Annotated in this window: 16 protein-coding genes and 1 riboswitch; of the genes, 4 read left to right on the top strand and 12 right to left on the bottom strand. The window is 64.0% G+C overall.

Annotation, left to right across the window (positions count from 1 at the left end; all coding sequences use genetic code 11):
• Window positions 1-79 precede the first annotated feature (79 nt).
• The 4 genes from V3587_RS13655 to V3587_RS13640 all read right to left on the bottom strand — a co-directional run bounded on the left by V3587_RS13655 (window position 80) and on the right by V3587_RS13640 (window position 3,095).
• Window positions 80-1,204 carry a glutamate--cysteine ligase gene (locus V3587_RS13655; protein WP_095970459.1) on the bottom strand — a complete coding sequence of 375 codons (1,125 nt, stop codon included), beginning with the start codon at window positions 1,202-1,204 and terminating at the stop codon, window positions 80-82.
• A 90-nt stretch (window positions 1,205-1,294) separates the two neighbouring features.
• Window positions 1,295-1,996 (bottom strand): superoxide dismutase[Cu-Zn], encoded by a 702-nt coding sequence (gene sodC, locus V3587_RS13650; RefSeq protein WP_007730117.1) that lies wholly within the window; start codon window positions 1,994-1,996, stop codon window positions 1,295-1,297.
• Between the two features lie 95 nt (window positions 1,997-2,091).
• On the bottom strand, window positions 2,092-2,691 hold the full coding sequence (locus tag V3587_RS13645) for a LytR C-terminal domain-containing protein (protein WP_283376794.1): 600 nt from the start codon (window positions 2,689-2,691) through the stop codon (window positions 2,092-2,094).
• A gap of 53 nt (window positions 2,692-2,744) precedes the next feature.
• The gene (locus tag V3587_RS13640) at window positions 2,745-3,095 is read right to left on the bottom strand and encodes a DUF3263 domain-containing protein (RefSeq protein WP_007730120.1); all 351 of its coding nucleotides are present in this window, start codon (window positions 3,093-3,095) and stop codon (window positions 2,745-2,747) included.
• A 245-nt stretch (window positions 3,096-3,340) separates the two neighbouring features.
• On the opposite strand from V3587_RS13640, the gene V3587_RS13635 reads away from it, so the two are divergent.
• Genes V3587_RS13635 through V3587_RS13625 form a run of 3 tightly spaced genes read left to right on the top strand, consistent with a single transcriptional unit; the run spans window position 3,341 to window position 5,712 of the window.
• The gene (locus tag V3587_RS13635; protein ID WP_050655096.1) at window positions 3,341-3,940 is read left to right on the top strand and encodes a peptide deformylase; all 600 of its coding nucleotides are present in this window, start codon (window positions 3,341-3,343) and stop codon (window positions 3,938-3,940) included.
• 10 nt (window positions 3,941-3,950) lie between these two features.
• The gene (locus V3587_RS13630) at window positions 3,951-4,892 is read left to right on the top strand and encodes an N-acetylglutamate synthase, CG3035 family (RefSeq protein ID WP_442973148.1); all 942 of its coding nucleotides are present in this window, start codon (window positions 3,951-3,953) and stop codon (window positions 4,890-4,892) included.
• Between the two features lie 16 nt (window positions 4,893-4,908).
• The gene (locus V3587_RS13625) at window positions 4,909-5,712 is read left to right on the top strand and encodes an exodeoxyribonuclease III (RefSeq protein ID WP_283376796.1); all 804 of its coding nucleotides are present in this window, start codon (window positions 4,909-4,911) and stop codon (window positions 5,710-5,712) included.
• A gap of 24 nt (window positions 5,713-5,736) precedes the next feature.
• Here V3587_RS13625 and V3587_RS13620 read toward each other — a convergent pair whose 3' ends face one another.
• On the bottom strand, window positions 5,737-6,168 hold the full coding sequence (locus V3587_RS13620; protein WP_234036814.1) for a GNAT family N-acetyltransferase: 432 nt from the start codon (window positions 6,166-6,168) through the stop codon (window positions 5,737-5,739).
• A 156-nt stretch (window positions 6,169-6,324) separates the two neighbouring features.
• On the opposite strand from V3587_RS13620, the gene thiD reads away from it, so the two are divergent.
• Complete coding sequence (thiD, locus tag V3587_RS13615; protein ID WP_003945044.1) at window positions 6,325-7,167, top strand: bifunctional hydroxymethylpyrimidine kinase/phosphomethylpyrimidine kinase; 843 nt, start codon at window positions 6,325-6,327, stop codon at window positions 7,165-7,167.
• 4 nt (window positions 7,168-7,171) lie between these two features.
• Here thiD and V3587_RS13610 read toward each other — a convergent pair whose 3' ends face one another.
• From V3587_RS13610 to thiO, 7 genes are all read right to left on the bottom strand, one after another.
• Entirely contained in the window at window positions 7,172-8,023 is an 852-nt protein-coding gene (locus V3587_RS13610) for an adenylate/guanylate cyclase domain-containing protein (protein ID WP_124567864.1), read from the bottom strand.
• Window positions 8,024-8,119: 96 nt separating this feature from the next.
• Window positions 8,120-9,571, bottom strand: coding sequence for a M20/M25/M40 family metallo-hydrolase (locus V3587_RS13605; protein ID WP_283376797.1), 1,452 nt, complete (start codon window positions 9,569-9,571; stop codon window positions 8,120-8,122).
• A gap of 132 nt (window positions 9,572-9,703) precedes the next feature.
• Entirely contained in the window at window positions 9,704-10,474 is a 771-nt protein-coding gene (locus V3587_RS13600; protein ID WP_283376798.1) for an ABC transporter permease, read from the bottom strand.
• Complete coding sequence (locus tag V3587_RS13595; RefSeq protein ID WP_166810633.1) at window positions 10,474-11,448, bottom strand: ABC transporter ATP-binding protein; 975 nt, start codon at window positions 11,446-11,448, stop codon at window positions 10,474-10,476. Before V3587_RS13595 ends, V3587_RS13600 begins: the two co-directional genes overlap by 1 nt.
• Window positions 11,449-11,577: 129 nt before the next feature.
• Window positions 11,578-12,330, bottom strand: coding sequence for a thiazole synthase (locus V3587_RS13590; RefSeq protein ID WP_166810632.1), 753 nt, complete (start codon window positions 12,328-12,330; stop codon window positions 11,578-11,580).
• Window positions 12,323-12,538: a sulfur carrier protein ThiS gene (gene thiS / locus V3587_RS13585; protein ID WP_003944402.1), complete on the bottom strand. Its 216-nt coding sequence runs from the start codon at window positions 12,536-12,538 to the stop codon at window positions 12,323-12,325. Before thiS ends, V3587_RS13590 begins: the two co-directional genes overlap by 8 nt.
• Complete coding sequence (gene thiO / locus V3587_RS13580; protein WP_095973703.1) at window positions 12,535-13,614, bottom strand: glycine oxidase ThiO; 1,080 nt, start codon at window positions 13,612-13,614, stop codon at window positions 12,535-12,537. The genes thiS and thiO overlap by 4 nt, the downstream gene beginning before the upstream one ends.
• Window positions 13,614-13,761, bottom strand: a riboswitch (TPP riboswitch). (Overlaps the previous gene by 1 nt.)
• Window positions 13,762-13,781: the final 20 nt, after the last annotated feature.

Raw genomic sequence — 13,781 nt, 5'->3', positions numbered from 1 at the left:
AATATGGACACCCACTGGACAAACGGTTGGTATGCCCGGATTTTCAGTCCGCGAAACTGCCCTTCCCGCGGTGAGCCTGCTAGGTGCCCAGCTCAGCGACCAAGGCGTCGACGACCGCGACAAGATCGCCACCGGTCGCTTCCGCAACGCGGCGTTGACGCTGGTAGGACGCACCACGACGGGGAATGTCCGCCACCGATGCCAACTCGTCCACGCAGCCGAGCGACACCGCGATCGGTGCCAAATCGTCGAGCAGGCGATCCAGATCGTCAGTGACGAGGCACTCGTTCGCGTCGGAGTCGAGGATGATCTCGGCGTCCAGTCCGTATCTTGCTGCGCGCCACTTGTTTTCCTTGACGTGCCACGGCTGCATGTTCGGCAGAGTCTCACCGGCACTCAATCGGCGATCCAGATCGACGATGAGGCAGTGGACCAGCGCAACCAGTGCACCCAGTTCTGCGCGCGTCGAGACGCCGTCGAACACCCGGACCTCGATGGTTCCCCACTTCGGTGCGGGGCGGATGTCCCAGTGCATGCCACCGATCTTGGTGATCACACCGGTCTTCATCTGGTCGTCGATGAACGACTCGTACTCGGCCCAGTTCTCGAACTGGTACGGAAGACCTGCGGTGGGCAACTGCTGGAACATCAACGCGCGATTGGACGCATAGCCCGTGTCCACTCCGGCCCACATCGGCGAGGACGCCGACAGCGCCAGAAGGTGCGGATAGCGCTGCAGCAGTGCATTGATGATGGGGAAAACGCGGTCCGCGGACGAGACACCCACGTGAACGTGCACGCCCCAGATCAGCATCTGCCGACCCCACCACTGCGTGCGTTCGATGAGTTCGTCGTAGTCGGGCGTCCGGGTCACCAACTGCGTCGACCATTGCGCGAACGGATGCGTGCCCGCGCTGATGAGGTCGACGCCGAGCGGATTCGCAGCGCGGCGAAGCAGATCCAGTGATCTGTCGAGATCACTCATCGCCTCGCCGACCGTCGAGTGAATACCCGTGACGAGTTCGACGGTATTTCGCAGTAGTTCCTTGGTGATGTGCGGGGTTTCGGAGCCGGCAAGCTCTTCGACCGCCGAAAACACCTCGGCTGCTGTGTTGGAGAGATCTCTGGTCTTGCGATCGACCAGCGCGATCTCCCACTCCACGCCCAGCGTCGGGCGCGGCGAACCTGGAAATGGAACTACCACGCAGAGAATCCAATCACAGTGTCGGTGAAAACACCGTGCTGGCTACTGCGCGGTAGTCGCCGGAAGTGATGCAAAACTCAGGTGAGTTTGTCAGCTCTTGGTGATGACACCGCAAGCGACGCGTCCGCCGGCGTCACCGGTGTCGAGGGTCTGCTGATCGGGTGCCGGCGCGTAACGCGTCGGGATGTTGCCGAAGTTGTCTGCACCGGCATGGATCATGACGGATGTTCCACCGTTGGCGACCAGTTCGTCGACGGTGAATGCATCGGTCGTGGTGACCAGCGTGGCGGTGCCGTCTTCGAGGACCTGAACCGAAGTGAGGTCGCCGCTGGCCGGATGGCCCGTGTGGCCCTCAGCCTGGAAGTGTCCGCCTGCCGAGAGGAAGTTACCCGGCTCTCCGCCGCTGGGAGCTACGGAATTGGTCTCGCACTTGGCGACCTGGTGGACGTGGAATCCGTGGAATCCGGGGGTCAGGCCCTTGGCGTCGAGGGTGACCTTGACGTCGCTGCCTTCCTGGGCGAACGTGACCGTTCCGACCTTGGCGCCGTCGGTGCCGTTCAGCGTCGCGGTGACCGTCTCGGCAGAAGCGCCGGCGTGAGCCGTCTCCGAGCCGTGGCCGCCCGCGCTTTCGTGCGCGCTGGGATCGGCTGCACCGGTCCACACCGGAGGAGTCGTGCCGGGGACGCTGCTGGGCTCTTCGCTGTTACTGCAAGCGGTCAAGCCGAAAGCGGCAATCGCGACTACAGGGGCAACGACGCGCCAGGACATACGCCGGGTGCTGCTGGGGGCCATCGAACCGCTCCTTTGAGGTGGCGAGAAAGTGCTTCTGATCATAACGGCGCGTGTAGTAGCTGGAACCGACGGGTCAGTTCCACCTTCACGACCGGTCAGTTGGAGGTCACGATCACGATCACGCCAGGTGACGCGTTCGCAATGCCGGCGAATCGTGGCTCTGCGGTGACTCCGAGTTCAGCTGCGATCTTCTGTGCCGCTGCCTTCTCCGCCGCGGACGATCCGTAATACACCGTCGTCGTACTGACGGTGCCCTCGCTGTAGTTACCCGTCTCCTCGACGTTCCAACCTGCTGCCGTCAATTCCTCGGCGGTGCCTGCTGCCAGCCCGGAGACGGTGCTGTTGTTGAGTACTCGAACGCTGACATTCGACGTGTCGGTGCCGCTCGCAGAGCTGGAACTCGTGGTCGTCGCAGTTCCCGAGGGCCGTGACGCCGTGGTGGTGGTCTCGCCCGAAGCGGGTTGGGTCGTCGCTGCCGGCTTGGAGGTGGCAGGGGCCGGAGCGGGGGCGCTCGTCGTGGCAGGCGCCGAGGATTCGGTCTGCTCTGCTGCGGTGTTCTCGTCGCCCGATCCACCGTCGCTCGATCCACCCAGAGAGGCTGCTCCGAGACCGATGAACACGATCGCCAGAGCGATCAACACCATGGCGATTGCGCGAAGCGGAGGTCCGGACGGCTGCTCTTTCGGGGTACTCACGATGTCGACCTTATCGCCAGTGCGTGGACAGCCGGCTCATCTGTACGCGTGATTCAGGTGACCTCGAAGCCGAGGCGACGGGCGGCCCTGGCCTTCTGACGGCTGGCACGCAGACGACGCAGGCGCTTGACCAGCATGGGATCAGCCGCCAAGGATTCGGGGCGATCGACCAACGCATTGAGAACCTGGTAGTAGCGGGTTGCCGACATGTCGAACAACTCCTTGATGGCTTCTTCCTTCGCGCCGGCGTACTTCCACCACTGGCGCTCGAAGGAGAGGATGTCGTGTTCGCGGCGGGTGAGGCCGTCTTCGCCGACCTCGTGCATGCCAGCTGTATCTACTACCGAATCGTCGGCGCCAGTGCCTTCGGACTGGTTCCGACTACGCGCGGTTGCGCCGTCCATGTCACTCCTCGACTGCTGTGCTCGGCGTCAGCGAGACTCGTATGCCCGGTGTTCTTTTCCGACCGATATTCTCGCGGCCGTGAGCTACCCGGTCCCCTGACCCCGAAGGTAACTCACAATTTCCCCCGCGGCCCACGTTCCGACCGAGCAACGAATTACATCGCTGTTCTTCAGCAACCATTGAACCATGATCGAGTGTGCGGGCCGTGATAACTACGCGGGCGCGCCGCACTATCCTTGTCCGCATGGCTATCCTCCCCATCCGAATCGTCGGCGACCCGGTACTGCACAAGGCGACAGAGCCGGTCACTCAGTCCCCGGCCGAGATCGCCGAACTGATCGCAGACATGTACGAGACGATGGACGCTGCCAACGGCGTCGGTCTGGCGGCAAATCAGGTCGGTGTTCCCCTCCGAGTCTTCGTCTACGACTGCCCCGGTGACGACCGCACCAGCGAGCGTCGACGCGGCGTCGTGGTGAACCCGGTACTCGAGACCTCCGAAATCCCGCAGACGATGCCTGACCCGGACGAAGACTTCGAGGGTTGCCTTTCCGTTCCCGGCGAGCAGTTCCCGACGGGCCGCGCCGATTGGGCGAAGGTCACCGGCACCGACGCCGACGGCAACCCGATCGAGGTCGAGGGCACCGGATTCTTCGCGCGGATGCTCCAGCACGAGACGGGCCATCTCGACGGGTTCCTGTACACGGACGTGCTGATCGGCCGTAATGCACGCGCCGCCAAGAAGATCATCAAGCGTTCCGGTTGGGGCAAGCCCGGTCTGACCTGGACGCCGGGCACCGTCGACGATCCGTTCGGTCACGACGACGACGATTACGAAGACTGAGAATTCTGCTCTGAACGGCAACATTTCGATCGGTAGCCGGGTGGTTTTGCGATACAAGCTCCCACCCGGCTATTCGCATCCCATGACCGACGTCATCGGCATCCTCGAAGGTGCCGATCCCATCGCCGTCCGCGCCGGCGACGGTCGGCTGGTCCAGGTCTCCGCCGATCAGGTGATCGCACTCAAGACTCTCTCGGCCCGTCCGATTCGCATCGGTGAGATTCGAAACCTCGAAACGGCGGCCGCGGCGGCATGGCCGGGGGTCGAACAGGCGTGGATCGACGGTTGGTTGCTACGCGCCGGTCACGGTTTCACCGGCCGCGCCAATTCGGCTTTGCCGCTCGGTGGTGCGGGGACGGTTGCCGGCTTCGACGCGAGCACTGTCGAACGGATACGCCAGTGGTTCGGTGACCGCGGCCTGCCGACCCTGCTGCTCCTCCCCGATCGCCTCGGCACTTCTCCGGACGGGTGGACCAGTGAGAAGGAAACCATCGTGATGGCCGCCGATCTGGGCAATGTCACGCTGCCCCTCGGCCCTCCGGTCACCTCGTTCGCCGACCGTCCCGACCACAACTGGCTGTCGACGTACGACGCCCACGGCGACCCGGCGCACGTCGAGGCGGTCCTCACTGCTGTCGTGGGCAGTGCAACTTTCGGCGCGATCGGAAACACCGATACGACGCTTGCCATCGGGCGCGCTGCACTCACCGAGGCGCCCGACCACAGGCGCTGGGTCGGACTCACCGGCATTCACGTCGCCCCCGAACACCGACGCCACGGAATCGGGTCGCTGATCTGCGGAGATCTGCTCTCCTGGGGTCGCGGGAACGGTGCGACGCACGCCTACCTCCAGGTTTCGGCGGAGAACTCCGCGGCGATCGCGCTCTACGAGCGGCTCGGATTCGTCGAACACCACCGCTACCGATACGCCACCGATCCTGTCGGCGGCTGACGCTAGGCTTGCCCTCGTGCGCATCGCTACTTGGAACGTCAACTCCGTCCGTGCCCGTACCGACCGGATCATCGACTGGCTCGGTCGATCCGACGTCGACGTCCTGGCAATGCAGGAAACCAAGTGCAAGGACGAGCAGTTTCCGTACGAGCGCTTCAAGGAAATCGGCTACGAGGTCGCCCACGTCGGTTTGAGCCAGTGGAACGGTGTCGCCATCGCTTCGCGCGTCGGCCTGGACGACGTGCAGATCGGCTTCGAGGATCAGCCCGGGTTCGACAAGGATCCCGAGGCCGACCCGGTCCGCGAGGCACGTGCGATCGGTGCCACCTGCGGCGGTGTGCGGGTGTGGAGCCTGTACGTCCCTAACGGCCGCGAGCTGGAAGACCCGCATTACGCTTACAAGTTGGATTGGCTGGCCAAGCTGCGCGACGACGCGGAGGGCTGGCTCAAGCTGGATCCCGATGCGCAGATCGCCCTGGTCGGCGACTGGAACGTCGCTCCCACGGACGACGACGTCTGGGATCCCGCGTTCTTCGAAGGCAAGACCCACACGTCCGAGCCGGAGCGAGCAGCGTTCACGGCGTTCACCGAGTCCGGGTTCGCGGACGTCGTTCGCCCGTACACCCCCGGCCCTGGCGTGTACACGTACTGGGACTACACGCAGCTTCGCTTCCCGAAAAAGCAGGGCATGCGAATCGACTTCATCCTCGGCTCACCGGCATTCGCAGCCCGCGTCGAAGCAGCCGAGATCGATCGAAACGAGCGAAAAGGCAAGGGCGCCAGCGATCACGCTCCGGTGATCGTGAATCTCGGAGCCTGATCGTCTGTTCGTAGTTGCCGGCGGCTAGTCCTCGACGAGCAATTCCAGGTACTCGGGATGCTCGCCGAGGTACCGCTGAACGTAGGTGCACACGGGCCGTACCGACCATTCACGTTCACGGGCACAGTCCATCGCGAACTGTACGAGTACGGCTGCCAGTCCCTGCCCGCCGTACTCTTCCTTGACGACGGTGTGCATGTAGGCGACCACGTCGCCGGCTTCGGCTCCGCTGCCCAGGATCTCGTCCTCGTCGCGGTATCCGAGGATGCCGACCAGCTCGTCGCCGGAGAGCAGTTCGAATCGTTCGTGCGACGGGTTGTCCACGAGCGTGACTTCCGGTGAGGTTCCGGCCTTCGAGTGTTCGGTGTCGTTCATTGCGGCGACCTCCACGGCACGATGTGCACCTGCGCGATCGGCGACAGCTGCGCTCGCACGCTCTCCATAACTGTGATCCATGCCACTCATAGAATCAGCTACCGACGACGCTGTCCCGGATTCGACCAATTTTTGCACCGGAAGCGACCGGATCGCAATCGCAGTTCGCGAGGTCGTTTGCGCGAGGGGCGGGGCCGAGATGCTGTTTCCCCAGGTCCGATCGGTAGGCTCGTCGTCGTGAAGCTGCTGCCCCTGACCCCCGCCGGACAGACCCCGATTCGGGCATTGACCATCGCCGGAACCGATTCCGGCGGTGGAGCCGGTATTCAAGCCGATTCCCGCACGATGGCGATGTGTGGAGTTCACGCCTGCGTGGCCGTCGCCGCTGTGACGGTCCAGAATTCGGTGGGAGTCAGCGGATTCCACGAGATTCCCCCAGAGATCGTCGCCGACCAGGTGCGCGTCGTGGTCTCGGACATCGGCGTCGGTGCGGCGAAGACAGGAATGCTGGCGTCGACGACGATCATCGAAGCGGTAGCCGCAGTCGCCGCCGAGGTGGGAATCGGCCGCGACCGACCGATCCCGCTCGTGGTCGACCCGGTATGCGCGTCGATGCACGGTGATCCACTGCTGCACGAAGAAGCTCTCGACGCGGTCCGCAACACCTTGATTCCGGCTGCCACGGTGGTCACTCCGAACCTCGACGAGGTCCGGTTGATCACCGGCATCGAGGTCGTCGACGACAAGAGCGCTCGCCAAGCAGCAGAAGCGCTGCATGCGCTCGGCGCTCAATGGTCCATCGTCAAGGGCGGTCACCTTCGTACCTCGGAGCTGTCGACCGACCTGCTGTTCGACGGCGACCGTTTCCTCGAATTCAGCAGTGCCCGGATCGACACCGGCAACGATCACGGCGGCGGAGACACGCTGGCCGCTGCGATCACTTGCGCTCTCGCACATGGCTATTCCGTTCCGGACGCGGTGGCGTTCGGCAAGGAGTGGGTGACCAAATGCCTCGAGGCGTCGTACGACCTCGGCGCGGGCCATGGTCCGGTGTCCCCGCTCTGGCGGCTTCAGGTTTAGTGCGCTAGTTCCGGCGTACGCGCCAGATACCCAGATCGACGGGGACCCCGTTGGGTGTGGTCGCGAAGAACCCTCGCCGCCACGGACGGATCGTGAGATCGAGATCCTCGAGGGTGCCGGCCTCGAGTTCTTCGAGCGTTGTCGCCGACATCATGATGTTGCCGTCGCCGCCCAGGCCCATCATCCGGGCGGCGATGGTCACGTCGACGCCGAGCCAGTCGTCGCCGATCTGGCGCGGGGTACCGGTGTGGAGGCCGACGCGCATGCGTGGGGTGTATCCGTCGAGGTCGACTTCCGCGAGCGCGTCCTGCGCGGTGAACACCGCCTTCAAGGCCGCGTCCGGGCGAATGAACACGGCCATCAGACCGTCACCCATCCGTTTGACGACGTGTCCGCCGTTGTCGGTGATCGGGGTTTCCACGGCCTGCGCCACCGCACGCAGGAGCGTCAGCGTGGCACCGTCACCGGCTTCGAGCGACCAGGTGGAGAAGCCCACCAGATCGGTGAAGACGATGGTCAGTTCTTGATCACCGCGGCCGCGGCCCATCTTTTCCAGCGCTGCCTGCCATACCTGCAGTGCTCCGAGACTCACTTCGCGAGTGGCTGCCGGTTTCTGATCGAGCAACCTGTCAGCGACGCGGGCCACGGCGCGGGCACCGCCGGGGCCGGCGAGCGAGAGCGGATCTCCGAATCCCGGATCACCGGGTAGTGCCCGCCTCAACCGTCGTAGCGCGTCGATGAGCTGCTGCCGACGGTTCAGTTCTGCCGCAGAGTTCAAGACGACGTCGACGACGCCTCGAACGGAGGAGGAAGAAGCACCTGCCGTGTCGGTGTCCTCCGGGGACAGATCAGCCATAACTCAAGCGTAACTCAGAGTTACAGACAGTGTGCTGCCGCGGTTCTCGCACAGTGGCCTCCTGGTCGCTCGCCAGTCGATCATTCGGTCAGTCGATCATTCGGTTCTCGCCTGTGTTCGGGCATCTCCGACGGGAACCCCGTTCGGCCCACTCAAATCCTGGGCATACGTCGCAACTCCGAAGGCTACTGCAGAAGCGTTGGCAGCGAGCGCGTCGCGATCGATGTTCGCGAGGTTGTCCTGGGCACTGTGGTAATTCGGGTCGAAGGTCTCCTCCGCTTCGCCGCCCCACTTCTCGGCCTGAGCCGGTGTCTTGCGCTCGTCCGCGCCGCTGAACACACCGCCCGCAGGGATTCCGATCTCGATGAAGGGGCCGTAGTCGGAGCGTCCGTCGAAGTCCGTTCCGTCCGCCGCAATCCCCCGACTGGCGAGAAAGTCGACGAAGGTGCGCTCGATGCCCGCCGAACCCTCGGGACCCGGCCCCTCCCCTACGGCATCCGAGTTGTCGCCGTCGTAGGCCAGGTATCCGGCATTGGGCGAGCCGAGCATGTCGAAGTTCAGGTACAAGGCGATGTCGGCCCGTTCCTGATCGCTCAGACCTTCCACATAGCGGGTGGAGCCGACCAACCCCACTTCTTCCGCTCCCCAGAACGCGAAGCGCACGGCATTCTCGATGCTCGGTGAGCTTCCCATCTGCAGCGCGGTTTCCAGCACGGCTGCGGTGCCGCTTCCGTTGTCGTTGATTCCGGGGCCTTCCGGCACGCTGTCGAGGTGGGCGCCCACGACAACCACGTTGTCGGTCGCGCCGGTCTTGGTCTGCGCAATCACGTTGCGCGACTTCGTCGTTTCCGTCGACGTGTCGAGAATCAGCGTGAGATCTCCGGGCGCTGCGGCAAGAGCCTCGCCCGACGCCTTGCTCACGCCGCCGGTCGGGATTCGGGCGTCTTCGGGTTCACCCAAGGTAGCCCCGCCCAGCATTGTGTCCTCGTTGTTGGCAACCAACAACGCTGCCGCGCCGCGGTCCGCGGCGATCTTCTGCTTGTCGCCGAACGGGCACACTCCGCGGGTGACCAGCACGATGGCACCGTTCACGTCGCGTCCGTCGTAGTCGGTGGCCTCGCACCCTGGTGTCTCGTCGGCGGGAATCGCCACAAGGCGTGCCGTGATACCGGTCGGTCCCGTGGACGTGGAATACGTCAACGCCCGCACCGGAACATCGGAGCCGTCAGCAGCTTTCAGGGATTCGGTGCCGGGATCGAAGGAGCTGAAATCGAATTCCGGGGTAGTGACGTCGAAACCCTTGTCTTCGAGCAGGTTTGCCACGTAGTCGACACTGGCGTCGTAGCCGGGGGTTCCGGCCGATCGATTGCCGTCGTTGTTACCGGCGATCTTCTCGAGTTGCTCCAGATGCCCGGTCACGGCGTCGACCGTGACGGTCTCGGAGAATGCCACCGGGTCTGTCGGGACGGCTGCTTGACTTCCCGACGAGCACCCACCCACCACGAGTGCTCCAGCCATTGCGACCACAACCACACCGAAGAGTCTCATCTTCGGAGGATATCGGCCGAAGCACAGGAAAGGGACCCAGTACGAATGGTTTTTCGTACTGGGTCCCTACTCTGCTGTCACTCCTCGTTCTCGGTAGGTCTCCCGACAACACCTACCGAGGGAGCGACAAGATCAGGCGTCGCGACGATTCACGATGACAATACTTGCTCCGAAAATCACCAGAACGAAGACCGCGAAGTAGATCAGGCTGCCCCAGGGACCCCAGTGGAAGTCGACTCCACCGCTGCTCGCACTGAGGAAGTGGTTTGCATTCGCGAACGGCAAGAACGGGGTGATCTTCTCGCCGAAGCTGCCGAACAGCCCGAACAGGCTCTCGATGAGCAGCGGCCAGAGCAGAAGCAGTGCAATTGCGCCGGCCGACTGACGGATGATCGATCCGACACCGACAGCGAGGATCACGCACAGGAAGGCGTAGATCGGGATGCCGTAGATCGCGCGCCAGTCACTGCCGCTCGACAAGGTCAATCCGGCACTCGCCTCGGTACCGGCGATGGCTTTGGCCATGGCGTACGCACCGAAGGCGAGGGCAAAGGTCAGCACCGCGCCGAAGGCACCGATGAGGCCGGCTTTGGCGATCAGAACCGAGGCACGGTTGGGAACTGCCTGGAATGTGGTTCGGATTGTCCCGAAGCGGTACTCGCTGGTGACCGCGAGGGCCGCCATGATCATGAGAACCATGATCCCGAAACCCGAGATCCCGGCCGTGGCGACGGCGGTGTCGAGGTCAGGTGCTCCCTGGACGTCCGAGGATGTCAGAGCCGACTTGGCAACGGCGCCCATGATGGCCGCGAAGCCGAGAGCGAGCACAACGATGATGACCGAGCACCACAGCGGGGACTTGGTCGTGGTGATCTTGATACGTTCAGCACTGAGAACAGCCATTACAGTGCACCTCCCATAGCCTGCTGTGTGTTTGCGTGGTGGGCTCCGGCACCCGGATCGACACCGGATGCGTGGTACTGGACATCGTCTCCGGTCAACTTCATGAACGCGTCCTCGAGCGATCCCTGCTGGGAAGCTAACTCGTACAACACGATTCCCTGTGAACCAGCCAGACCACCGATCACATCGGTCGTCGAATCCACGACCACCAACGCCGGCGCAACACCGGAACCGTCCTCACGCACCGTCAACCCCTGCGAGAGCAGCACACTGCGCAACGCATCGAGCTGTGGGCTACGCACCCGCACCGTCGACTCCGACGAACGATCCACGAACTCCGCCACCGTCGAATCCGAGATCAACCGACCCCGACCGATCACCACCAACTGCTCCGCCGTCAACGCCATCTCCGACAGAAGGTGACTCGACACCAACACCGTGCGGCCCTCGGCCGCCAACCGCTGCATGAACTTACGAATCCAGACGATGCCCTCCGGATCGAGACCGTTGACCGGCTCGTCGAACAACAACACCTTCGGATCCCCCAACAACGCACCCGCCAACCCGAGACGCTGCGACATACCCAACGAGAACCCGCCGGCCTTCTTGCCCGCCACCTCGGACAACCCGACCAACCCGAGCACCTCGTCCACCCGGGACTTCGGAATGCCGTTCGAAGCAGCCATCCACTGCAGATGCGCCCGCGCACTGCGATTCGGGTGCACCCACTTCGCATCCAACAATGCACCGACAGTCCGCAGCGGTGTCTTCAGCTCCCGATACGGCTTGCCGTCGATCAACGCCGCACCCGACGTCGGCTGATCCAACCCCAGAATCATCCGCATCGTCGTCGACTTACCCGCACCGTTCGGGCCCAGAAAGCCCGTCACGATGCCCGGCTTGACCGTGAACGACAAATCGTCCACCGCTTTCGTCGGTCCGTAAACCTTGGTCAATCCCCTCAGTTCAATCATGAGGAGAACTCTGCCCTACCGGCAATGACCAGCACATCGGCCACAGGTCTAGTTCCGAGTGGTACTCAGGTAGGACATGAATCCGGGCAATTCGGGCAGAACCCCGAGAAATCACCCGGATCTCGTCCCTCAGGACGACGCTTGAGCCCAGAATCGCTTGGGGATCCGGCCGGCGTGCCGCGCCTCGAAACCTGCCAGAACAGCGTGACGCATCGCCGACGCCATCAACGCGGGGTTCTTGGCCCGCGTCACCGCTGTCGCAAGCAGGACGGCGTCGCAGCCCAACTCCATGGCAAGGGTGGCGTCGCTGGCCGTTCCGATCCCGGCGTCGAGGATGACGGGCACGCCGGCGCGCTCGACGATCATCTCGATGTTGTGCGGATTCGCGATGCCCAACCCGGTGCCGATAGGCGAACCGAGCGGCATGACTGCTGCGCAGCCGACCTCTTCGAGGCGAAGCGCCAGCACCGGATCGTCCGTCGTGTACGGCAGAACGGTGAATCCGTCGTCCACCAATTGTTCTGCGGCGGAAACAAGTTCGATTGCGTCGGGCAGCAGTGTCCGCTCGTCGGCGATGACTTCCAGTTTGACCCAGTTCGTCTCGAGCGCTTCGCGTGCCAACTGCGCCGTCAGCACTGCTTCGGCGGCGCCCCGACACCCGGCGGTGTTCGGCAACGGTTCGATTCCGAGGCGACGAAGCAGGTCCAGAACACCCGTGCCGCCGGCCGCGTCGACTCGCCGCATCGCGACGGTGGTCAGTTCGGTGCCGGAGGCGACAAGCGCTTCCTCGAGCACCGCGAGGTTGGCGGCGCCGCCGGTTCCGGTGATGAGCCGGGAACCGAAACTGCGGCCCGCGATAGTGAGAAGGTCCTGCTCAGCCACCCTGCACCGCCGTGAGGATCTCGATTTCCCAACCACGTCCGACGGATTCGTCCCAGCGCCCGCGAGGAAAGAGCGCACCGTCGACGGCGACGGCGATGCCCTTGCTCGGCAACTCGAGGTGCGTCAGAAGTTCGGTCACCGTGACTGCTCGATCGAACTCGAGATCTTCGCCGTTGACGGTGATCCCGATCGGGACCTGCTCACTCATGAATTTTCCTTAGCTACTGCGAACCGCTCGGGTTCGGTTCCTTTTACCTCGACCAAAGATGTGCCGTTCAACAACGCGAGCGTCGCATCGGCGGTGACGGGCGTCAGCAGGACCCCGTTGCGCCCGTGCCCGGTGGAGACGACGACACGATCGGACACGCGCCCGATCAACGGCAGGTTGTCCGGCGTCATGGGACGCAGGCCTGCCGCGCATTCGTACAGTTCGTATTCGCCGATCGCCGGCATCAGCGCCTCGGCGTCGTTGATCAAGTCCCGTACTCCGGCCATCGTGACCTGTGTGTCCTCACCGGACTCGTATTGTGTTGCGCCGACGACGATTCCGTCGCCTCGCGGGACGAGATAGGCCGGCCGGCCGTGGACGCTGCCACGGATCGTTCGACTGGGTGCCGGGGTGACTCCAGGCCTACTCCGCAGGCGAAGAATCTCGCCTTTGACCGGGCGTACCGGTAGCCCGGGCCACAGCTTGGGTGACGCGATACCGGCGGTGAGCACTACCTGATCGGTATCCAGTTCCGCGAGGTCGTTGACGGCGCGCGCGATCAATTCGACGCCGGTTTCCGCGCAGGCCTTCTGCAGCGCCTCCAGCAGAAGTCTGTTGTCGACGGCGGATTCACCGACGGCCATCAACCCCGACCGGATGCCCCGGCCCAGCATCGGTTCGAGTTCACGGATGCGCGCGCGACCGAGAACTTCGAGTTCGTGCCCCTGCGAGCTCACCCACTCGGCGATGGTCTGCAGGTCCTGCGCGTCGGCAGCATCGAGTGCCACCGTCAGCGAACTGTCCGCGGTGAAGACCGATTGCCCGAATTTTCCGAGCTCCTCACCGAACGCCGGCCACCGTTCCAGGGACGCTGCACCAACCGTCAACGCTGTTTCTTCACCCGGCCAGCCTTCGGAAAGCGGTGCAAGCATTCCGCCCGCCACCCACGAAGCCCCTGATCCAATGGACGGGTCGTACAACCGAACGGACCACCCGTCGCGGGCTGCGCGCCACGCTATGGCGAGACCGATGACACCGCCGCCGACCACTGACACCGTACGAGCGTGTGTACTCACGAAACTCCACCTCCACTTCCTGCGCCGGCATGATCCGGGTCAGGTCTGACGGTCGGGATCTGGTCGCGATCCCCTCTCAGCCCCACGAACCTCACAGTCACGACAAAAAAGTGACTACGACGTTTCAGGACTCCCGTGTCGAACCTTGCTCCCTAGAGGCTACCGTT

This window comes from Rhodococcus sp. IEGM 1306 (assembly GCF_036541985.1).
GTDB classification, from domain to species: Bacteria; Actinomycetota; Actinomycetes; order Mycobacteriales; family Mycobacteriaceae; genus Rhodococcus_F; species Rhodococcus_F qingshengii.
The sequence above is the reverse complement of the archived record's forward strand: the minus strand, read 5'-3'. Positions and strand labels throughout refer to the sequence as shown.